Genomic DNA, 20,790 nt, shown 5'->3' with positions numbered 1-20,790 from the left:
CCATGATCTGGGAAACCGTTCGCCTCTCGCTCCGCTCCATCCGCCGCAACGTGCTGCGCTCGTTCCTGACGCTGCTCGGCATCGTCATCGGCGTTGCCGCCGTCATCGCCATGCTGACCATCGGCTCGGGCACCACCGAAAAGGTCAAGTCCGATATTTCCAAGCTCGGCAGCAATCTGCTCGTCATCCGTTCCGGCCGTCCGGCCGGGCCTGGCGGACCTGGAGGGCTCGATCAGGTCGTCCGACCGCTGGGCGACAAAGATCTTGCAGCGCTTGCCGCGCATCTGGACGGCTCGCGCGCCATCTCGCCGGCGTCGCAAAAGCAGGTGCGCGTCATTTTCGGCACCGAAAGCCTGACCTCGGGCGTCACCGGAACCGACAGCGCCTATCTCGATGCCCGCGACTGGAAGCTGGTTTCGGGCCGCCCCTTCAGTGATTCGGAAACCCGCTCGGGCACCGGCGTCTGCCTCATCGGCGAGACGGTGCGCCAGCAGTTCTTCGGTGCCGGCGACCCCGAAGGCGAGATCATCCGCGTCAACCGCACCTCCTGCAAGATCATCGGCCTGCTCGAACCGAAGGGCTATACCGGTTTCGGCCAGGACCAAGACAATGTCGTGCTGATGCCGCTCGCCGCCTATCAGCGTCGCATTGCCGGCAATCGCGACATCGAATCGATCTATGTCGCCGCCGACGACGGTACGCCAACCACGGTGCTGCAGCAGCGCGTCGAGGACATCTTGCGCGACACACGCCGCATCACGCCCGACCGTGACGATGATTTCTCGATCCGCGACATGACCCAGATCGCCGATGCCATGGCCAGCGCCACCACCACCATGACTGGCATGCTCGGCGCCGTCGCCGGCGTCAGCCTGCTCGTCGGCGGCATCGGCATTATGAACATCATGCTGGTGTCGGTAACCGAGCGCACGCGCGAGATCGGCATCAGGCTCGCCATCGGCGCCCACGAAAAGCACATCCTCATCCAGTTCCTGGTCGAGGCAACCGTGCTGTCGCTGCTTGGCGGCATCATCGGCATCCTGATCGGCCTGGCGCTGGCCGGCCTCGCCTCGGTGACGCTGACGATCCCGTTTGCGCCGAGCCCGGCGGTCATCCTGCTTGCCGTCGGCTTTTCCGCGCTGATCGGCATGGTGTTCGGCTTCTTCCCGGCGCTGCGCGGCGCGCGGCTTAACCCGATCGACGCGCTGAGGCATGAATAGGCATTGCAGCAAGTGTCGCCTCCAGACGCTGCCGATTTTTTATGCAACCTGCCCTTGTCGCAGCACATTCTGCAATGATAACAATGCTGTTGGGGACTAAGGGGGAACAATGGATGAGCAAGAAAGCGCGACTGGCTCTGGCGATTGTGATCGTCGAAGCCGCCTTGGCAGGGCTTTGGTGGAATTTGATCCTTTATGGGATGGAGAATCCCGATCGCGTCACCGCTGACTTCCAGCAGGTAATTGGGCAGACGATGGGAACGACGATGGGCGCGCTCCTGGGTCTCGGCGTGCTGTTGTATTTTGTTGCCGCCCGCAACGACCGCAAGGCTATTGAAGGTAGGCTACGACGTTAGAGTTGGAAACCTTGCTCGCTCGCAAAGTGCCATTCGATCAGCGGTCTCATATGCGGCATCAACCCGTCCGGCAGGTCGGCTGCATTGCGGATGATGACGGGGCCTTCGATTTCAGGCTCTGACTCGGCCGCGACGAAAGCGCTGATCCGCTGTGCCAGGTCGTCGGCGGAGGCCGTCTCTCGGTAGCGGCGAAAGATCACCGTGCCGCTTGCCGTCGACAGGGCGTAATGGCGCCTGCCGCGTGTCGCGCCTGACAGGTCGAGACCGGTCTCTTCGCGCACCTCGCGGATCATGTTGAAGTCGACGTCGACAAGGCCATCGCGGAAATCGCTTGGCTCGAACGAACCGGCGGCGAAGTAGACGCGCCCCGCATTGACCGTATGCGGCGCCATGCGGATCGCCACAAGCGCATTGTCGCCGGCGACCAGCATGGCATGGGCATAGGCGTGCTCGGCCCCGGCCACCTGTCGATTGCCGCGCCAAAGCATGAAGGTCGAATACCGCACCGCATGGCAACGGCCGACTAGGCGATTGTCGCGATAGCTGAGAGCGGAAAGCAGCACCACGGTGCCGTCGAAAAGCGCCGGCTTGGCCGCGGTCTCACGCCGCCAGTTCTCGGCGATCGCGTCGGCATGATCGCGCTCGAACGGATGCGGGCCGGAATCGAGCCTGACGTCGATGGCATCGACCGGCAGGATGACGTTGCGCGGCAGGTCGAAACTCACGCCTGTCTCACGCCATGTCGAGGGTAATTGCTACCGGGCAATGGTCGGATGCCTTCGGCCGGTCCCACCCGGCGCGTGGGAAGCGCTCGACCTCCTGGCCCGCCGGAAATATGGTGCGCCAAGGCTGGCCGTTGCGGATGATATCGGGAACGGCGGTGGCGTTCTGCCTGGCCAGCGCCCTCGACAAAAGGATGTAGTCGAGCTGGCAGAGATGCCGCTCTTCCGGTCCGCGTGTGTGATAGAAAGTCCAGCGGTCCATTTCCGGCCGCCGCTCGACCGCGTTTTCACAAAAGCCGCCGGCAGTGAGCACATCGATGCAGGACCGGCTCTCGTCGATGACCTCGAAACGGTAGCCGTCGACGGCATCGCCGGTAATCTTCACGCGCTGCCGGTAGTCGTTCATATCGCCGCAGATTGCCCAGCGCTTGTCGGCGGCATGGTCCTTGCCGAAGCGCTCCTCGATGATCCGGCGCACTGCTTGAGCTTCGGCGATGCGCAGCGGCATTGTCGCTTCACGGCCGTCGAGGCCGTTGCGGGGCGAGCCCATCGACTTGAAATGAACGAGGTAGAGCGTCAACGGCGCGCCAGCCACCGTCAGATCGATTTCCAGGCAGTCGCGCCGGAAGATGCGTTCATTGGCCTGGTAACCAAGCGCTGCCAATTCCGCCGTGTGCAGCCCGAATTGCTCGAACGTGACATAGGCGTAGCTGGTCATGCGCACGAATTCGATCGGCTGGCCCTGCGCGGTCTCGTTGCGCATCATCACGGCGACGTCGATGCCGCGCGAATCATTGCCGGCGGTGGTGTATTTCTGTCGGTAGCCTTGCCCCACCATCTTGAACAGATAGCCATATTCGAAGGCCCTCAGCGCCTCGATATTGTCGACCTCCTGCATGCAGATGATGTCGGCGCGGGTGGCCGCGATCGCCAATGCCGTCAGCTGCCGCGTGTCGTCGGATTGGGCGATGGCCCGCGCCTGCTCGAGCATCTTGTATTCGGCCTCGCTCTGAATGTCGAAAAGCGCCAGTGTGCGGTCTTCGTTGAGTTGGTTGCGGTAGCCGGAATAATCAAACCTGTTCATCAGGTTTTCGACGTTGAAGGTGGCAAGGCGCAGCGACATGGCTTTGACCTTTGCCCGCAAGCGCGCCCGAAAACAAGGGCGCAGAAACCAGGCGGCTCTGATTGATCGCGCGCTCGCCATGGTTGACGGAACCTTTTTGTTCATCTTCCGTTCAGATGGAAAGTTCCATCAATAGGCCCTTCCCCGGGGTATTCTGGGCGTGGGGCCTGAATCTTCGGAGAGTGCGATGAAACCGCTCTTTTTATCTTCTGTCGGATCCGGGCTGATGGCCCTCGGTCTGATCGCCGGCCTCTCGGCCCCCTCGCTTGCCGGGCCGATACCCAAACCCCTGCTGCCGGTGGCGGGCAATGCCGCCGACATCGTGCAAATTCGTGAAGATTGGGCAGGCGGCAACGACAGGCAGATCTGGCGTTGGCGCAATCACGGCTTTCGGCAATGGCGCGGCGACGATGGTTGGAGATGGCGGTCCAACAATTTCCGCGGCCGTCATTTCTCGAGACACTGGGACAATGGCGACTGGAATGACAACTGGCGTTGGCGCCATCACCGCCGCCATTACCGCGGCGGTTACTACGATGATGGTGCCGGCGCCGCGATTCTTGGGCTGGGCCTGGGGTTTGGCCTCGGCAGCCTATACAACAATTACAACTACTACGATGCGCCCGCACCGCGGCGCTACTACCGGACACAGCGGCTTTCCAGCGCGCATGTCCAATGGTGCTACAATCGCTACCGGTCGTACCGCGCCTGGGACAACACGTTCCAGCCCTATAACGGGCCGCGCCAGCAATGCTACTCGCCCTATAGCTGAGCAGGCCGGTAATAATATCGTCTGGCGCCGCGCGTTGCGGCGCCGATTTTTTCTTACGGCCAGCAACCGCGAAAAATCGCCAGCCTCCACTGCTGATAACGCTATTTTTATCAGGCAGGTCTAATAATCCTCCCGATCAGAACGCCCGAGACGCGAAGATGGCTGGATTGCGTGCGATGGCCGAGGACGAACAGAGGGACAAACACCGGCAGCGCGTCTTGAAGGGCGCGACGATCCTGACCGGCGTGAGCAATTCCGAGGTCACATGCACGCTGCGCAACATGCATGCCGGCGGCGCCGAATTGAAGATCTCGATCGACGCGCGCGTGCCCGATGAGTTCCTGCTCTATGTTCCGACCGACGGCATTGCCTACAAGGCGGTGGTCCGCTGGCGCCGCGAGGACCGAATTGGGGTGATGTTCACCGGCACCGAGCCAAAGCCAAGCTGGCACTACGGCTGATATCTACCGGCGCTATCCGGGTGGCAGGACTTGCAGTGTCTGCTCGTCAAACAGCGGCTCTTCCTGGCCAACGCGAACGAATAGAAGCTTTCGCAGTTCGGGTGATTGCACCTCGAAATACTGAATGCCGTCCGGGGCTTCGCCCCATTCGCCGCACGGCGGTTCGCCGACCTCGTCAGGGTCGGCAACGGCTTTCAATTCACTGAGATAAACGGCATCGGGACTGAAGACATACCGCAGGGTGCCCGTGGGCGTGACCCCTTCGGTGTAAGGCATGAACACGCAACGTGTGCTGACAGCCTTCTCGGTCTTCTGCGAGTATATGCGCTGTAATGCAGCATCGGCGGCCTCGCCAGGCAGCATATCGAAGACTTCGACGACGGGATCGGCCGGCCCGCCGTCGCTGTATTTGATGGCAAGAGCATTGCCGCCAAGCTCGAAATGAATCCGGCGAAAACCGAAATCGCAGCGCTGCACCCAGGCAGCCAGCCCAACATCCTTGTCCGCCAGCCGTTCCCAAGCGCATTTGTCGACAGGCGGACGCGACGGCTTGCTTTGGTCGGCACGAGCGCCGGTTGCCATGGCCATAAGGACCGGCAGGGCGAAGATGCAGGCCGGCAGTCTCTTGCTATTCATCGCTACAACCCGTCAAGCTAAAGGCGTCCCAGGCTGAACCGTCGGGATTGGCTTTGGCGAAATCGGGCCATTCGGTAAAAATCGCGCCGAAGTCAGGCAACAGCAACCCTGCCGGTGCCGGCGAGGCTTCGCGGGAACTCAACTGCTCGGCACCGCCTGCATTGAACGCATAGACCTGCCCATCCCACACTCTGCACAGCCCGGTGCCGTCCTCGAGACCAGCCTCACGATCGTCGTCGGTGCAGGTGTGCCGGATCGTGCCCACAGGAAACGAGTACTTGCCATTGGTCCAGGTAATGTCCGACGGCAGACGAATGTCGGTGTTGGGCACGATCAACGAAAAGACCTCGGTCGTCAGCGCGGCCGGCTCATTGTTGGTTGGCCGGAACTGTATCGTCGCTCCCGAACGCGGCTCGCGATAGGTCGCATGGCTGAGCGAACATTCTGTTGCGTTCGCTGCTTGCAACAGGCTCAGCATGCTCAGAAAAATAGCTGCTGCTTTGTGGATGATCATTTAAGTCCCTTGGAGCAGCATCATTGTGAAGTCTGAGCATCGATGCTTTAGCATGGCCCAAGGCCACGTCGAAAAGAAGAATCAATCATGCGAAATCTCTTGATGCTCATTTCGATCCTAGCATTTTCGTGCGGCCACGCCTTCGCCGCGGAACAGTATGTGGGTATATGGTCCGGGAACAGATCGAACTGTACCGCCGTTGCGGATGTTCAACGCCAGACTGTCTACACATTATACCGCGACGCGCTGTCGGTCCCTGCTCTCGGCTGCGAACACGCAACGTTCCTCAAGACGCCCACGGGCTGGGTGGCGCGGGCCAGCCAATGCTACGGATCCGACCCGTCGGCCAAAGAGCCGTTCTCCCGTGTCATCCATATTGTGGTCGACGGGGCGACGGTGAGATTGACATGGCCTGGCTTCGACAGCGGAGTTCTTGTCAGATGCTGAAGACAAGTGCCCTTCCTCTGGATCTACAGCGTCTAGGGCGGCAGCTTCAGCATTAGATCACCCCGACAAGCAGCGCGGCTCCACCTATCAAGCCAACGGCGCAGACCCACAGGAGCCAAAGCCCGCTCACCCTGCATTCGAGAACCGCTGCAACTGGGTTGTCGGGATCGTAGTGGACCTCAACCTTGTCGCCCTGGAGGTAGCGCTGCGATTGACCGCTGACGAGCCTCGGCAGCGAAGCCGTCACGTTTGCGCCGAAAGCGATGCGATCGGCGGCGTAGCGCTGGCCGGCGACGCTATAGCTGTAGACGATGCGGGATTTGAAGACTGTTCGCCAGGGCCGATAGCCGCCTCCGGACCTGTCGCGGGTCTCGAATTTCTGCAGGCCCGAGGCGTCGATGCGTCCTGCCGTGATGGGCCATTTGGCCGCCTGTTCCGCAAGTGACTTCTGGGCAAAGCCCATGCGCAGGACAAATAATCCCATGAAAAGCAGCAGGGCCGCGGCGCCGAGGTTCTGCGGCTTGGGCAAAAACGGCCGGACCGCTTCGAGGACGCCGCCGACGGAGAAGACCAATACAAGCGCGCCGACCACCAGCCCGGCCGAAAGCTGGACCATGAACTTGAAGGAGCCGTCGGGCATGGTGCGTTCGATCACGGCCTTGGCTGGATCGGCCGGATTGTAGAAGACGGTTACGCCGGCCCCGTTTGGAAATTTCGCAAGGGTTTCCGCCACGGCAAAGTTTCCAAGGTTCTCCTGCACGCTGTAGTGCGAACTGCGAAATGTCTTGCCGTTCACTTTGTATTCGAAGGTGATTGCCGGGAAGTTGCGGATTTCGGTCGACCCTCTGCTGTCCGAACCGGATCCCGAACTGGTCACCTCGCGAGCCTCGACCCGCGACGAGATGATCTTTCCCGGCGTAGGAGACCAGTGGCTGACCACCCTCACCTCCCACCACTTCAGCAAGGTGACGAGGGAGAGCATGCCGGCAACCGCGCAGGCAAACCCGACCAACAGAAATTTGAGTTCCAACTCTCACCCCCTTTGGCACTTTTGTGCCATGCCCCGCACAGGCATATCACGGTGATGAGGATAGTGCGCCTGTGCAGAAGCCTGGAAACCACACAATCTTGATGCGAAAAGGCCGGCGGATCGCTCCGCCGGCCTTTCTTGATTGGCAATGAAATTGCGATCAGTTCTTGGCCTTGTCGACCAGCTTGTTCATGGAAATTCCCACGCGCCCGCAGGGCGAAGCCCGAGGACGGGTAACGAAACGAACGTGGATTCCTTCAGTTCTTGGCCTTATCAACCAGCTTGTTCTTCGAGATCCACGGCATCATCGCGCGCAGCTTGGCGCCGACTTCCTCGATCTGGTGGCTGTCGTTGTTGCGGCGGATGCCCTTGAAGCGCGACATGCCGGCGCGGTATTCCTGCATCCATTCCGAGGTGAACTTGCCGGTCTGGATATCCTTCAGCACGCGCTTCATCTCGGCCTTGGTCTCGGCAGTGATGATGCGCGGGCCCGAGACATATTCGCCCCATTCGGCGGTGTTCGAGATCGAGTAGTTCATGTTGGCGATGCCGCCTTCGTAGATCAGGTCGACGATCAATTTGACCTCGTGCAGGCACTCGAAATAGGCCATTTCCGGCGCGTAGCCGGCTTCCACCAGTGTCTCGAAGCCGGCGCGGATCAATTCGACCAGGCCGCCGCACAGCACCACCTGCTCGCCGAACAGGTCGGTCTCGCACTCCTCGCGGAAATTGGTCTCGATAATGCCCGAGCGGCCGCCGCCAACGCCGCAGGCGTAGGAGAGCGCCAGGTCGAGCGCATTGCCCGAAGCGTCCTGGTTGACCGCGACCAGGCACGGCACGCCACCGCCCTTCTGGTATTCGCCGCGCACCGTATGGCCAGGCCCCTTCGGCGCGATCATCACGACGTCGACCGAAGCTTTGGGCTCGATCAGGCCAAAATGCACGTTGAGGCCGTGGGCGAAGGCGATTGCCGCGCCATCGCGGATGTTTGGCGCGATCTCGGATTTGTAGATGTCGGCCTGCAGCTCATCCGGCGTCGCCATCATCATCAGGTCGGCCCATTTGGCGGCATCGGCTACGCTCATCACCTTGAGCCCGTCGGCCTCGACCTTCTTGGCGGTCGCCGAGCCGGCCTTGAGGCCGATGGCGATGTCCTTGACGCCGGAATCCTTGAGGTTGAGCGCATGCGCCCTTCCCTGGCTGCCATAGCCGATGATAGCGACCTTCTTGCCCTTGATCAGGTTGAGATCGGCGTCGCGATCGTAATAGACACGCATTTTTCTTCCTTCCCGTTTTGAACCAGAGCATGATGCCGAAAAGTGTGAAGCGGTTTTCGGACGACATCATGCTCCATCTTTTAGTGTAGAGCCGGATTCAGATTTCAGGTCGATTTGACCTGAAATCATCCGGCTCTATGGGCCCTGCGGCCCGGTTTTTGCCCCGAAAAGAGCGAGAAACTGCTGCGTCGCCCGGACGGCGTCGCCGCCGATCGCCACATCAGTCAATTCCAGCCGGTCGCCAAGCAGCAAGCGGATCTGCACGTCACGGGCGACCAGCCCGAAAAAGGTGCGGAACGCCGTCTCCGCGTCCGAAAATTCAAGGAACCCGGCCTGTCTCCCGGCCTCCAGCACCGGCTTGAGGCGCTTGGCCAGCGCAAATCGACCGTTCTCCAGCACGATGACGCCGAGATCGTCCTTCCCCGAACTAGCATGGCCGACCGCCACCCTGTTCAGCGCGATCGAGGTGTCACTCGAAATTACCTTGAGCCAGTCCGAAGCGAAGCGTTCGAGGCTCGCCGTCAGCGAAGGGAGGTCGAGCCCCTTGCGGTCGACCGGCACTACCCGCACCTTGGACGCCTGCCATTGTACCGTTGCCGTCAACAGCCCGTCGCGATCGCCGAACCATTTGTAGAGCGTCTCCTTCGAGCAGCTCGCCCGCCGCGCCACGGCGGTCATGGTCAACTGATCGCCCTCTTCGACCAGCAGGCGAAGGGCGGCGTCGAGCACGTCCTTCTGCCGCTCCGTCAGCGCCTCGCTGGTGTCGATGTCGGTCACAGCGTGCAACACAGTTTTTCCTCCGGAGGCAAACTCACCCGCAGTTCAGATACGAGCTCGATGGCGTACCGTACGTTACGGTTCGGCTTTATGGCGTATTGCCCGACCCGACGCAACCCTTTATTTCTGTTTGCTCCATGCGGGGCATCACGGGAGACACGGATCATGCTCGCCGGATTGCTTGCCTTGACCGTTGCCGCAGTGTTCGCCGGCGCGGCTATCTACGTCAGCGTCGCCGAGCAGCCGGCGCGGCTTCGCCTCGATGACAAGGCATTGCTGCAGGAATGGCAGCCTTCCTACAAGCGCGGCGCCGCCATGCAGGCCTCGATCGCCGTCATCGCCTGTATTCTGGGCCTCGTCGCCTGGTGGCTGACCGGCAATCTCGCTTATCTGGTCGGTGCCTTGCTGATGATCCTGCCTTGGCCATGGACGCTGCTGGTGATGATGCCGGCAAATAGGTTGCTGGAGGCGATGGACGCGAACTCCGTCAATCCTGAAGCTCGGACATTGATCGCCAAATGGGGCAATCTACATCTGGTCCGCGTCGGTCTTGGCGTTCTGGCGACGTTGGCATTCCTCTTGGGCAGTGCCTGACCTCGCCAATCGGTGCCATCTTCGTCATGAAGGCGTGTCACTCCAGGGCGGGCGGATCTCGCAGGCGCCCAAGCAGAGCTGACAGCGCGTCGAGCTCATCATTGGAAAGCCGGGAGCCGACCAACTCCGCGATCGACCGGCCGTAGACAGCCCACATGCGGCGGCGCGTCTCGCGTCCCTTGTCTGTGACGCGGACTGTTTGCCCGCGGCCGTCATCGGCAACTGGAAGCTTCTCGACCTGCCCGTCGGCTTCGAGCCGCGCCAGCAGCCGGGAGATGTTGTACTGCGCAAACAGGGTGCGCTCGGTGAGTTGGAACGGCCGCAATCCGCCCTCGCCCGCCTCGGCAAGCTCATGCAGGACGTCGTACCAGGCAAGCGGCGGCAGGCCACTGTCCTTCAGCGCGTCCTCGGCTCGTTCCAACAACTGGCGCGAAACCCGCATCAGGCGGGCCCAGGCCTTGATGGCTGGAGGTGAAGGAATCCCGGTCATGATTGCATCGTAGGCGATAGATGCAATTGCATCAAGCTTGACGATCGATGCAAATGCATCTATATAGATGCAATCGCATCAATCATGAGAGGCAATTCCGATGAAGCATGAAATCTGCAGGATCGCCGACATTCCGGAAAAAGGCAGCCTCATCGCTCCGTTTTTCGGCCGCGAGGTCCATGTCTACCGCAGCGGCGAGCGTATCCGCGCTGCCGCCAACGTCTGCCTGCATTTCGGTGGCCCGCTCGGCTGCAAGGACGGCAAGCTCGTCTGCCAGTGGCACGGCGCCTCGTTCGACATGGCGAGCGGTGGTCGCCTCGAAGGCCCGGCGCCGAAGGGCTCCCGCCTGATGTTCCTCTCCACCCGCGTCGAGGACGGCGCATTAAACTATGTCTGGGGAGAGTGAGATGATCGACAAGCTCATCCTCGTCAGCCACCATCTTTGTCCCTATGTGCAGCGCGCGGCGATTTCACTTCGCGAAAAGGACGTGCCATTCGAGCGCATCACGGTCGATCTCGCCAACAAGCCTGCCTGGTTCAAGGCGACATCGCCGCTCGGCAAGGTGCCGCTGCTCCGCGTTGAGCATGACGGCCAGGAAACGGTGATCTTCGAATCGCTCGTCATCCTCGAATTCCTCGAGGAAACCCAGCCCAATCCGCTGCATCCCACCGACCCCTATGCCCGTGCCCGGCATCGCGCCTGGATCGAGTTCGGCTCGGCAATCCTCAATGCCATCGGCCGCTTCTATTCAGCACTCACCGAAGCCGCCTTCATCGCCGAACGCGGGGCTCTGGCAGCAATGTTCGATCGCCTGGAAGAGGAACTGGCGAACGGCGCGGCTGGGCCATGCTTCGACGGCGAGCGCTTTTCACTGGTCGACGCGGTCTACGGCCCGATTTTCCGTTATTTCGAGGTCTTTGACCGGATCGGCGATTTCGGCATCCTGGACGGAAAACCGCATGTCCAGGTGTGGCGCGAGGCGTTGCGCAAACGCCCATCCGTGAAGGGCGCGGTCGCTCCCGATTATCCGCAACGCCTCCATGCATTCTTGCAGGCTAAGGGTTCGCACCTTTCGGAAATCAGGCGCCAAGGCGATCCGGCCACAGCGCTTCCGCAAGCCCTATCGGCTTGAATGGATTGAGCACCGTTCCTGTAACCATGGAAGCAAGAAACTGCGGCGCCGGCGGGACTTTTGCCAGCGTCGCCACCAGCCTGTCGCGGACGAACGGCATCACAATCGAATCCGATTGATAAAACGGCGTCAGCACCAGCGACAGCGCCTGGAAGACCCGCACATGCCATCGCCGTGTCCGGACATAGGCCGCCAGTGCAGTATCGATACGGTCCGTTCCTATGAGTGCGTAGTTGAGCGCGGCTGCATCGAGCAGCGCCATGTTCGCGCCCTGGCCGAGCTGCGGGCTCGTTGAATGGGCCGCATCGCCGATAACAGCCAATCGCCGTCCGGCTGGCGTCTTCATCGTGTGATGGCCATAGCGCGCCAGCGAAAGCTGCTCGAAACTGTCGATCTGGTCGATGAAGGCCGCGCATTCAGGCCACAGCCCGACCAATCTCGCCTTCCATGCATCGAGACCTGCCGCCCATACGTGCTCGGCATCCGCCGGCTTGAGGCTCCAGAAGAATGCCGCCATCTTCTGGGCACCGGGCTCAGGCCGGCCGATTGGCAGCACGCCGATCATCACGCTCGCACTGTCGTAGCGCTGCAGCAGCGCGTGCTCGTCGAAACCCTCGCCGCGCCAGCCGAGCGATGCCCAGAACGCGCCATAGGCGAGCGATCGCGGTTCGCCCGGATTGTTCACGCACCGCCGCAGTTTGGAGCGTGAACCGCTGGCATCCACTACCAGGTCGAACGACCCTATCCGTCGTCCGTTGCCGCAGATCAATGTTGCCCGCTCGCCGGTTTCCAGCGTCTCGAGCTCGATACCTGTCTCGATGGTGATCGCCTGGCGCCGGGCGGCGCGGAAAAGCACGCCGAACAGAGCCGCGCGGTGCACCGCCAGCCCGAAGCGACCGCCGCGCTGGGCATCATAACGGACATCGAGCACGGTGCGGCCAGTTCTGGCGTCTGCACCATGCAGGCGGTCTATGCGGCTGCCCAGCGCCAGAATGTCGTCGAGCAGGCCGAGATCGGCAAGCACCGTCAGCCCGGTCGGCTGCAGGATCAGCCCGGACCCGACCGGCTTTGGCTGGTCGAAGCGTTCGAAGATGGTGACCCTATGTTCGGCGCGCGTGAGATAGAGCGCGGCGGCAAGTCCAGCCGGCCCGGCGCCGGCAATCGCGATGTCCAGAGAATTGCCCATCTGCCCGACCCAACCCAGGCCGGACAATCCTTCAGCGCTATCGCTAAATCAAGCCGCTGTCTCGGCCTTGAGGCTCAGCCCTCGGCTGCATCGAAAATCTTCCGCGCCTCGCGTACAGCGCCGTGATTGAGCTCGGCCCATTGGATCAGCTGATGCAAGGGTCCAAACATCGAGCGCCCGAGATCGGTGAGGCTGTATTCGACGCTCGGCGGTTTGGTTGGAAACACCTGGCGATGCACATAGCCGTCGCGCTGCAGATCGTGCAGCGTCTGGGTGAGCATGCGCTGTGAAATGTCGGGCACGAGGCGCCGCAACTCGCCGAAGCGGTACGCCTTCTCGGCCAAGGCCTCCATCAGCAGCGAACTCCATTTATTGCTTATGCCCTGGATCACGTCGCGAACCGGGCAATCCGCAAGGTTTCCGCCACCGCTGCCTGCTTTGTATATCTCGAGCTTCGATCTCAGATTGACGATCTTGCCGTCCATGGCTGGTTCCCTGGATGTGCCTACCTCCCGCAAAACTGCCTTCTTTACGAGGATGGGTCAATTCCTATTTTAGTGCTGGTCTCTTTTTGAGACTAACATATGCACCCGCCGCTCCGGCGCAACGTCAGGACATCTCATGACCGACACCCTTCTCGTCACCGGCGCCTCCGGCCAGCTTGGCCGCGGCGTCATCAATCATCTGCTTGACACGCTCAAGGTCTCCCCTCAGCGCATCATCGCCGCCACCCGCAATCCGGAAAATCTGGCCGATCTGGCAGCCCGAGGCGTCACCATCCGGGCAGTCGACTTCGACGACACCGCGTCGTTGGCCAGTGCATTCACCGGCGCCGACAGGGTTCTGATCATTTCGACAAACGAGCTCGCCGTTCCGGGCAAGCGCCTGAAGCAACATGAGGCCGCGGTCGCCGCCGCAAAAAGCGCCGGCGTTTCGCATCTGCTCTACACGTCGATGCCCAATCCGGAGCCAGGATCGCCGGTACTGTTTGCGCCCGATCACCACGGCACCGAGCAGGCGATCAAGGCGAGCGGTATCCCCTACACCATCTTCCGCAACGGCTGGTATCAGGAGAACCTGTTCATGGCGCTGCCGCACGCCATCGCCTCGGGGCACTGGTACACATCCGCTGGAGACGGCCACATTGCCCATGGCGCGCGCGACGATATGGCAGCCGCGATCGCCGCCGGCCTTGCTTCGAGCGCAACCGAAAGCACGACATACACGCTGACCGGCCCCAAGGCCCACACGATGGCCGAGATTGCAGCCCTCGTCACCGAGGTCACCGGCAAGCCGATCGAAGTTATCCAGCTTTCGGATGAAGCGCTGACCGAGGGATTGAAGGCAGCCGGCGTTCCCGAAGCGTTTGCGCCCGTCATCGTTTCCTTCGACACCAACACCCGCTCCGGCCGGATCGGCATGGTGACCGACGCGGTCGAGACGCTGTCCGGCAGGAAGCCGCAGCCGCTGAAGCAATTTCTTGAAGCAAACAAGGCGGCTCTGGTGAGCTGAGCCTGACAATGGCCGTGCCCTCAAAGGGCACGGCCATTTGTTCAGATAGCCACCTGCGTCCCGATCTCGACCACCCGTCCGGTCGGGATCTGGAAATATTCCGTCGCATCGGCCGCCGTGCGCGCCAGCCCGATGAACAGCTTGTCCTGCCAGACCGGCATGCCGGAATTGGGCGAGGCCTTGAGAGAGCGCCGCGACAGGAAGAAGGACGTCGTCATGATGTCGAACTTCCAGCCCTGTTTGCGGCAGATCGCCAGCGCACGCGGGATGTTGGGCTGCTCCATGTAGCCGAAGGTCAGCGTCACCCGCATGAACAGCTCGTTGACCATTTCCATCTTGACGCGCTCGCTGTCGGGCACGACAGGCTGCGGTGCCGTCACCACCGAAAGGATGACGTTCTGCTCGTGCAGCACCTTGTAGTGCTTCAGGCTGTGCATCAGCGCCGTCGGCGCGCTCAGCGGGTCGCTGGTCAGGAACACCGCGGTGCCCGACACCAGATGCGGTTTCTTCTTCAGCAGATTGCCGGCAAGGAAATCCAGCGGGATCTCGTTCCGGCGCGTCTTGTCGAACAAATAGCGGCTGCCGCGGATCCAGGTCCACATAGTCATCACGATAACTGCGGCGATGGCAAGCGATGCCCAGCCACCTTCAAACACCTTGACTATGTTGGCGGCAAAGAAGCCGGTATCGACGAAGGCGAACACGGCCATCAAGGCGATCGCGACGCCGAGCGGCCATTTCCAGATGCGCGTCATCACAACAAAAAGCAGCACATTCGTCACTAGCATGTTGCCGGTCACCGAAATACCGTAGGCCGAGGCCAGGCGGCTGGATTCGCCGAAGCCGACCACCAGCAACATCACCACCAGCGCCAGCATCAGGTTGATGCGCGGCAGATAGATCTGGCCCGACTGTTTTTCCGACGTATGCTGGATAACGAAACGCGGCAGCATATTGAGCTGCACCGCCTGTCTGGTCAGCGAAAAAGCGCCGGAGATCACCGCCTGGCTGGCGATGACGGTCGCCGCCGTCGCCAGCACGACCATCGGAATAAGCGTCCAGCCCTGGTTCATCTCGAAGAATGGATGACCGACAACGCCGCCATTTGCCAGCACGAAGGCGCCTTGCCCGACATAGTTGAGCAACAGACAAGGGAACACGATTGCCAGCCAGGCGAGTACGATCGGCTTGCGGCCGAAATGGCCGAGGTCGGCATAGAGCGCCTCGGCGCCGGTGACGGCGAGGAAGACCGCACCAACCGTGACGAAGGCGACATCGGGCGAGTTGACCAGGAACGACACGATGTAATGCGGGCTGATCGCCAGCAGGATTTCCGGATCGGCGATGATGTGGTTAATGCCGGAAAGGCCGATGGCCAGGAACCACAGAGCCGTGACTGGCCCGAACACCAAACCTACGCCGCCGGTGCCGAATCGCTGTACCGCAAACAGGATCGCCAGGATGGCCAGTGTCAGCGGCACCACATAGGGCTGGAATGTCGGCGTGACGACATTCATACCTTCGACCGCCGATAGCACCGAGATCGCCGGCGTAATGACTGCGTCGCCGAAAAAAAGCGCCGCGCCGACGATGCCGATGCCGAGGATCACCGCCGAGCGCGTCGGGAAACTGTTGCGCGCCAGCGCCATCAGCGACAGCACCCCGCCCTCGCCTCGATTGTCGGCGCGGAGCACGAACATGATGTATTTGATGGTGACGGTGATCGTCAGCGACCAGATGATCAGCGACAACACGCCGAGGATGTCGCCACGGTTGGCGACGTTGCCACCGGCCGATGCATGCAACGCCTCGCGAAATGCATAGATCGGGCTGGTACCGATATCGCCGTAAACCACGCCGAGCGCGCCCAGCATCAGCACCTTGGTGCTGTGCTGCTCAACCTCAGAATGGCTGGATTGTTCGACAGGTTCTGCCTCGTTACCAGCATTGGTAAGGGCCATGGACGACACTCCGGTAAGCGGGCGGTGCTCTACGCTTGCTGCGCTGCAATATCAAGTGCCGTCACGTAATGGCTCCGTCCCGATATTGCGAGTCCTCCACGACTTGGCAGACTCAGTCCGATCGACAGACCACCTGGAATGTCGCAACGGACACGTTTTTAAATAGCCACCTGCGTCCCGATCTCGACTACCCGTCCGGTCGGGATCTGGAAATACTCCGTCGCATCGGCCGCCGTGCGCGCCAGCCCGATGAACAGCTTGTCCTGCCAGACCGGCATGCCGGAATTGGGCGAGGCCTTGAGAGAGCGCCGCGACAGGAAGAACGATGTCGTCATGATGTCGAACTTCCAGCCTTGCTTGCGGCAGATCGCCAGCGCGCGCGGAATGTTGGGCTGCTCCATATAGCCGAAGGTCAGCGTCACCCGCATGAACAGCTCGTTGATTTGCTCCATCTTGACGCGCTCGCTGTCGGGCACGACAGGCTGCGGTGCCGTCACCACCGAAAGGATGACGTTCTGCTCGTGCAGCACCTTGTAATGCTTCAGGCTGTGCATCAGCGCGGTCGGCGCACTCAGCGGGTCGCTGGTCAGGAACACCGCGGTGCCCGACACCAGATGCGGCTTCTTCTTCAGCAGATTGCCGGCGAGGAAATCGAGCGGGACCTCGTTCCTTCGAGTTTTTTCGAACAGGTATCTGGTGCCTCTTATCCAGGTCCACATGGTCATGACAATCACTGCGGCCACCGCCAGCGAGGACCAGCCGCCTTCGAACACCTTGACAATGTTGGCGGCAAAGAAGCCGGTATCGACGGAGGCGAACAACGCCGTCAAGGCCACTGCAACGCCGAGCGGCCATTTCCAGATGCGGGTCATGACGACAAAAAGCAGTATGTTGGTCACCAGCATGTTGCCGGTCACTGAAATGCCGTAGGCCGAGGCAAGCCTGCTGGATTCGCCGAAGCCGACCACCAGCAGCATCACCACCAGCGCCAGCAGCATGTTGACGCGTGGCAGGTAGATCTGGCCGGACTGTTTCTCCGACGTATGCTGGATCTCGAAACGCGGCAGCATGTTGAGCTGCACCGCTTGCCTGGTCAGCGAGAAAGCGCCGGAGATCACCGCCTGGCTGGCGATCACGGTCGCGGCGGTCGCCAGCACGACCATGGGAATGAGCGTCCAGCCTTCGTTCATCTCGAAAAAGGGATGACCGACAACGCCGCCATTGGCCAGCACGAAGGCCCCCTGCCCGACATAGTTGAGCAGCAAGCAAGGGAATACGATCGCCAGCCAGGCGAGTACAATGGGCTTGCGCCCGAAATGGCCGAGATCGGCATAGAGCGCCTCGGCGCCGGTAACGGCGAGAAAGACCGCGCCAACCGTGACGAAGGCGACGTCAGGCGAGTTGACCAAGAACGAAACGATGTAATGTGGGCTGATTGCCAGCAGGATTTCCGGGTCGTCGATGATATGGTTGAGGCCGGACAGTCCGATGGCCAGGAACCACACCGCGGTGACGGGCCCGAACACCAGTCCGACGCCGCCCGTGCCGAACCGTTGCACCGCGAACAGCATCGCCAGGATGACCAGCGTCAGCGGCACCACATAGGGCTGGAACGCCGGCGTGACGACGTTCATGCCTTCGACCGCCGATAGCACCGAAATTGCCGGCGTGATGACTGCGTCACCGAAAAAAAGCGCCGAGCCGACGATGCCTATGCCGAGGATCACCGCCGACCGCTTCGGGAAGCTGCCGCGTGCCAATGCCATCAACGACAGCGTGCCACCCTCGCCCCGGTTGTCGGCGCGCAGCACGAACATGATGTATTTGACGGTGACAGTGATGGTCAGCGCCCAGATGATCAGCGACAGCACCCCGAGGATGTCGCCGCGGTTGGCGACATTGCCGCCAGCCGAAGCATGCAACGCCTCACGGAACGCATAGATCGGGCTGGTGCCGATGTCGCCATAGACCACGCCGAGCGCGCCGAGCATCAGGATCTTGGTGCTGTGCTGCTCGGCCTTGGAGTGGCTGGATTGTTCGATGGGTTCCGCCTCGCTACCAGCGTTGGCAAGGGCCATGGACGACACTCCCATAGACGTGCGGCGCTCTATGCTGCGGGGATGGAAAGGACGCGCTGCCGTGCCGGGAACGCACGGCCTATCGGCTCGCCTTTCTCTACCAGCCACAAGCCTTCAGAAACCGCCTGACCGTTGCGGCCATGCCATACTCCAACGCATCGGCTGTCAACCCATGTCCGATCGACACTTCGGCCAATGCCGGGATGCGCCTGGCCAGCGCCGGCAAATTGCTCACCACAAGGTCGTGCCCGGCATTGACCTGGAGCCCTGCGGCCAATGCGGCATCCGCCGTCTTTCCCAATTTCTCCAATTCCTTCGCCGCTTTTGCCGAATCGGAATGATAGCTGCCGTATGGACCCGTATAGAGTTCGATCCGATCGGCGCCGGTGTCGCGAGCGGCTTTCATGCCAGCGGGATCCGGATCGGAAAACAGCGATACGCGAAAGCCTCCCTTCTTCAGGCGCTTGACAACCGGTGTCAGGAACGCAGCCTCGGCGGCGAAGTTCCAGCCATGGTCGGAAGTCGCCTGCGCCGGGTCGTCGGGCACCAACGTCACCTGCTCCGGCTGGTGCTTTTCCACAAGCGCCAGGAAATCCTCGGTCGGATAGCCCTCGATGTTGAATTCCGCATTCGGGAACTCGTCGTCGATCAGCGCCCTGATCTGCGGCAGATCGGAATGCCTGGTGTGCCGCTCGTCGGGTCGCGGGTGCACCGTCAGCCCATGCGCGCCGGCGGCAAGCGCAATGCGTCCAAGCCCGGTCACGCTTGGCCACGGCAGGTCGCGTCGGTTGCGCAGCATGGCGATGGCATTGAGGTTGACGGAAAGCTTTGCAGGCATTTGCACGGCTCCAGGCTGATCTTGGCGCGCATCTATACCGCCTTTAACGGGAACAGACAGAGGGTTTCAGGTGTTCCAAGGTGTGCGAAGAAAATCGAGCGCAAGGAGTTCCCTGTTGAATTTTCTCGAGGCCGTGCCGGCGGTTCGCCGCATCGACACCGATCGCGAAGATCTTTTCGCCATCGATGTCGTCGGCCATGTCGCAGCGGCTGACGCCGAAAACCTGTTCGGATTGCTGGAGGCGGCCTATGCGCTGCATCCGAAGATCGACGTGCTGGTGCGCCTGATCGACCATGAGGGTGTCGACTGGGCCGACGTATCGGACGAGACGATCGAACAGGGCATAGCTCATGCCGTGGAGCATATCGGCCGCTGCGCGGCGATCGGTGAGCCGAACTGGATACCGGAGGCAAGAGCCTTTTTGCCTGCCTCCTTGCCTATCGAACTCCGGCATTTCGAGGCCGAGGACGAGGCCGCCGCCTGGGAATGGCTTGGCGCCAACCCGATCGCCCAGCGCTGATACGACCGCCCTATCGGACGATCGTCAGCCGTTCGGCCGCGCGCGTGATAGCGGTGTAGAGCCAACGCTGCCGGGTTTCCTTGAACGCCCAGCTTTCGTCGAAAAGCACGATCTCGTTCCACTGCGAGCCCTGCGCCTTGTGCACTGTCAGCGCATAGCCATAGTCGAAATCGTCGAAACGTTTCTTCTGCTGCCAGGGGATGTCGGCGTCCGGATCTTCGAATGCCGCCTTGAGCAGCTTGATCTTGGCGACGCCGCGATCCGGGTCGTCTTCCTCCGGCGAAACCAGCAGATTGATGCCAGGCTTGACGGTCTCGCGCGACGAGGTCATCACCTTCCACAGCGACCCGTTGAGCAGTCCCTTGGCCGGATCGTTGCGCAGGCACACCAGCTTGTCGCCGGCTTGCGGATAATCGGCGTTGAACCCCTTCAGCTCGCGCAGCCGCTGGTTGTAACGGCGGCGCGTGCGGTTGGTGCCGACCAGCACCTGGTCCGCCTTCAGCACCAATTCCTGGGTGACGTCTTCCTTGCCGATCACTTGCGCCGCGCCATAGTCGCCGCGCATGAACTCGCGGCCCTCGCGCACGTCAAGCGCAAGCCGGATGATCGGGTTGTCTCGCGCCTGGCGATGGATTTCGGTGAGCAGAATGTCCGGCTCATGGTCCGTGAAGAAGCCGCCGCCGGAGATTGGCGGCAACTGGCCGGGATCGCCGAGCACCAGGATCGGCGTGCCGAAGCTCATCAGGTCACGGCCGAGTTGCTCGTCGACCATTGAGCATTCGTCGATGACGACGAGCTTGGCGCGCGAGATCGGGCTCTGCCGGTTGAGCGAAAATGTCGGCGACATCGATGTCTTGCCGGTCACCTCGTCCGCTACCGATTCTTCGCCCTTCGGCCGGTAAATCAGCGAATGGATGGTGCGGGCATTGACCGCGCCCTTGGAACGCAGCACCTGCGCCGCCTTACCCGTAAAGGCGGCGAACTGCACCTGGCCGTCGACATGCTCGGCGAAATAGCGCGCCAGCGTCGTCTTGCCGGTGCCGGCATAGCCGAACAGCCGGAACAGCTGCGGCTTGCCGGTTTTCAGCCAGCCGGCCACCGCCTTCAGCGCCTCGTCCTGTTGAGGAGAGAATTCCATCAGCG

24 protein-coding genes are annotated in these 20,790 nt (G+C 61.7%); 10 read left to right on the top strand and 14 right to left on the bottom strand.

Going from position 1 to position 20,790, the window contains the following annotated elements; all coding sequences use genetic code 11:
• Positions 1-2: 2 nt before the first annotated feature.
• Both NKI16_RS02010 and NKI16_RS02005 read left to right on the top strand, forming a co-directional pair.
• Positions 3-1,220, top strand: a complete 1,218-nt coding sequence (locus NKI16_RS02010) for an ABC transporter permease (RefSeq protein ID WP_023676652.1) — start codon at positions 3-5, stop codon at positions 1,218-1,220.
• 113 nt (positions 1,221-1,333) lie between these two features.
• Positions 1,334-1,576 carry a hypothetical protein gene (locus NKI16_RS02005; RefSeq protein ID WP_023676653.1) on the top strand — a complete coding sequence of 81 codons (243 nt, stop codon included), beginning with the start codon at positions 1,334-1,336 and terminating at the stop codon, positions 1,574-1,576.
• On the opposite strand, the gene NKI16_RS02000 is transcribed toward NKI16_RS02005, so the two are convergent.
• Both NKI16_RS02000 and NKI16_RS01995 read right to left on the bottom strand, forming a co-directional pair.
• Positions 1,573-2,301, bottom strand: a complete 729-nt coding sequence (locus NKI16_RS02000) for a hypothetical protein (RefSeq protein WP_023676654.1) — start codon at positions 2,299-2,301, stop codon at positions 1,573-1,575. The two genes, NKI16_RS02005 and NKI16_RS02000, sit on opposite strands and share 4 nt — an antisense overlap.
• A gap of 7 nt (positions 2,302-2,308) precedes the next feature.
• Positions 2,309-3,421: an endonuclease/exonuclease/phosphatase family protein gene (locus NKI16_RS01995; RefSeq protein WP_023676655.1), complete on the bottom strand. Its 1,113-nt coding sequence runs from the start codon at positions 3,419-3,421 to the stop codon at positions 2,309-2,311.
• Between NKI16_RS01995 and NKI16_RS01990 the strand changes: the two genes are divergently transcribed.
• The 3 genes from NKI16_RS01990 (at position 3,420) to NKI16_RS01980 (ending at position 4,654) form a co-directional block, all read left to right on the top strand.
• The gene (locus tag NKI16_RS01990) at positions 3,420-3,557 is read left to right on the top strand and encodes a hypothetical protein (protein ID WP_156937338.1); all 138 of its coding nucleotides are present in this window, start codon (positions 3,420-3,422) and stop codon (positions 3,555-3,557) included. The genes NKI16_RS01995 and NKI16_RS01990 overlap by 2 nt on opposite strands.
• A gap of 51 nt (positions 3,558-3,608) precedes the next feature.
• Entirely contained in the window at positions 3,609-4,193 is a 585-nt protein-coding gene (locus NKI16_RS01985) for a BA14K family protein (protein WP_023676656.1), read from the top strand.
• Between the two features lie 176 nt (positions 4,194-4,369).
• Positions 4,370-4,654: a PilZ domain-containing protein gene (locus NKI16_RS01980; protein ID WP_023676657.1), complete on the top strand. Its 285-nt coding sequence runs from the start codon at positions 4,370-4,372 to the stop codon at positions 4,652-4,654.
• 12 nt (positions 4,655-4,666) lie between these two features.
• Here the strand turns inward: NKI16_RS01980 and NKI16_RS01975 are convergent, their stop codons facing one another.
• The 5 genes from NKI16_RS01975 to NKI16_RS01955 form a co-directional block, all read right to left on the bottom strand.
• Entirely contained in the window at positions 4,667-5,290 is a 624-nt protein-coding gene (locus NKI16_RS01975) for a hypothetical protein (RefSeq protein WP_023676658.1), read from the bottom strand.
• The gene (locus NKI16_RS01970) at positions 5,283-5,804 is read right to left on the bottom strand and encodes a hypothetical protein (protein ID WP_023676659.1); all 522 of its coding nucleotides are present in this window, start codon (positions 5,802-5,804) and stop codon (positions 5,283-5,285) included. The genes NKI16_RS01975 and NKI16_RS01970 overlap by 8 nt, the downstream gene beginning before the upstream one ends.
• A gap of 499 nt (positions 5,805-6,303) precedes the next feature.
• Entirely contained in the window at positions 6,304-7,281 is a 978-nt protein-coding gene (locus NKI16_RS01965) for a DUF3592 domain-containing protein (protein ID WP_023676661.1), read from the bottom strand.
• Positions 7,282-7,538: 257 nt separating this feature from the next.
• Complete coding sequence (gene ilvC / locus NKI16_RS01960) at positions 7,539-8,558, bottom strand: ketol-acid reductoisomerase (protein WP_023676662.1); 1,020 nt, start codon at positions 8,556-8,558, stop codon at positions 7,539-7,541.
• A gap of 135 nt (positions 8,559-8,693) precedes the next feature.
• Positions 8,694-9,347 (bottom strand): TetR/AcrR family transcriptional regulator, encoded by a 654-nt coding sequence (locus NKI16_RS01955; RefSeq protein WP_023676663.1) that lies wholly within the window; start codon positions 9,345-9,347, stop codon positions 8,694-8,696.
• A 153-nt stretch (positions 9,348-9,500) separates the two neighbouring features.
• Here NKI16_RS01955 and NKI16_RS01950 point away from each other — a divergent pair, with 153 nt between their 5' ends.
• A complete protein-coding gene (locus tag NKI16_RS01950) occupies positions 9,501-9,929 on the top strand; it encodes an anthrone oxygenase family protein (RefSeq protein WP_352782012.1) in 429 nt (142 codons plus the stop codon).
• A 37-nt stretch (positions 9,930-9,966) separates the two neighbouring features.
• Here NKI16_RS01950 and NKI16_RS01945 read toward each other — a convergent pair whose 3' ends face one another.
• Positions 9,967-10,419 (bottom strand): MarR family winged helix-turn-helix transcriptional regulator, encoded by a 453-nt coding sequence (locus NKI16_RS01945; protein WP_023676665.1) that lies wholly within the window; start codon positions 10,417-10,419, stop codon positions 9,967-9,969.
• A 100-nt stretch (positions 10,420-10,519) separates the two neighbouring features.
• On the opposite strand from NKI16_RS01945, the gene NKI16_RS01940 reads away from it, so the two are divergent.
• Entirely contained in the window at positions 10,520-10,825 is a 306-nt protein-coding gene (locus NKI16_RS01940; RefSeq protein ID WP_023676666.1) for a Rieske (2Fe-2S) protein, read from the top strand.
• 1 nt (position 10,826) lies between these two features.
• Positions 10,827-11,552, top strand: a complete 726-nt coding sequence (locus NKI16_RS01935; RefSeq protein ID WP_352641217.1) for a glutathione S-transferase family protein — start codon at positions 10,827-10,829, stop codon at positions 11,550-11,552.
• On the opposite strand, the gene NKI16_RS01930 is transcribed toward NKI16_RS01935, so the two are convergent.
• Positions 11,500-12,738: an FAD-dependent oxidoreductase gene (locus NKI16_RS01930; RefSeq protein ID WP_023676668.1), complete on the bottom strand. Its 1,239-nt coding sequence runs from the start codon at positions 12,736-12,738 to the stop codon at positions 11,500-11,502. The genes NKI16_RS01935 and NKI16_RS01930 overlap by 53 nt on opposite strands.
• A 74-nt stretch (positions 12,739-12,812) precedes the next feature.
• Entirely contained in the window at positions 12,813-13,223 is a 411-nt protein-coding gene (locus NKI16_RS01925; protein WP_023676669.1) for a winged helix-turn-helix transcriptional regulator, read from the bottom strand.
• A 136-nt stretch (positions 13,224-13,359) separates the two neighbouring features.
• On the opposite strand from NKI16_RS01925, the gene NKI16_RS01920 reads away from it, so the two are divergent.
• The gene (locus NKI16_RS01920; protein ID WP_084641112.1) at positions 13,360-14,250 is read left to right on the top strand and encodes an SDR family oxidoreductase; all 891 of its coding nucleotides are present in this window, start codon (positions 13,360-13,362) and stop codon (positions 14,248-14,250) included.
• 41 nt (positions 14,251-14,291) lie between these two features.
• Here NKI16_RS01920 and NKI16_RS01915 read toward each other — a convergent pair whose 3' ends face one another.
• The 3 genes from NKI16_RS01915 to NKI16_RS01905 all read right to left on the bottom strand — a co-directional run bounded on the left by NKI16_RS01915 (position 14,292) and on the right by NKI16_RS01905 (position 19,127).
• Positions 14,292-16,211 (bottom strand): potassium transporter Kup, encoded by a 1,920-nt coding sequence (locus NKI16_RS01915; protein ID WP_352450049.1) that lies wholly within the window; start codon positions 16,209-16,211, stop codon positions 14,292-14,294.
• A 158-nt stretch (positions 16,212-16,369) separates the two neighbouring features.
• Positions 16,370-18,289 carry a potassium transporter Kup gene (locus NKI16_RS01910; RefSeq protein ID WP_352456499.1) on the bottom strand — a complete coding sequence of 640 codons (1,920 nt, stop codon included), beginning with the start codon at positions 18,287-18,289 and terminating at the stop codon, positions 16,370-16,372.
• 97 nt (positions 18,290-18,386) lie between these two features.
• Positions 18,387-19,127, bottom strand: coding sequence for a pyridoxine 5'-phosphate synthase (locus NKI16_RS01905; protein WP_352570420.1), 741 nt, complete (start codon positions 19,125-19,127; stop codon positions 18,387-18,389).
• A gap of 115 nt (positions 19,128-19,242) precedes the next feature.
• Here NKI16_RS01905 and NKI16_RS01900 point away from each other — a divergent pair, with 115 nt between their 5' ends.
• Positions 19,243-19,647: a SpoIIAA family protein gene (locus NKI16_RS01900; protein WP_352456501.1), complete on the top strand. Its 405-nt coding sequence runs from the start codon at positions 19,243-19,245 to the stop codon at positions 19,645-19,647.
• A gap of 10 nt (positions 19,648-19,657) precedes the next feature.
• Here the strand turns inward: NKI16_RS01900 and NKI16_RS01895 are convergent, their stop codons facing one another.
• Entirely contained in the window at positions 19,658-20,785 is a 1,128-nt protein-coding gene (locus tag NKI16_RS01895) for an ATP-dependent DNA helicase (RefSeq protein WP_352456559.1), read from the bottom strand.
• Between the last annotated feature and the right edge of the window lie 5 nt (positions 20,786-20,790).

The organism is Mesorhizobium sp. M0698 (genome assembly GCF_040320455.1).
Classification (GTDB): domain Bacteria; phylum Pseudomonadota; class Alphaproteobacteria; order Rhizobiales; family Rhizobiaceae; genus Mesorhizobium.
The sequence above is the reverse complement of the archived record's forward strand: the minus strand, read 5'-3'. Positions and strand labels throughout refer to the sequence as shown.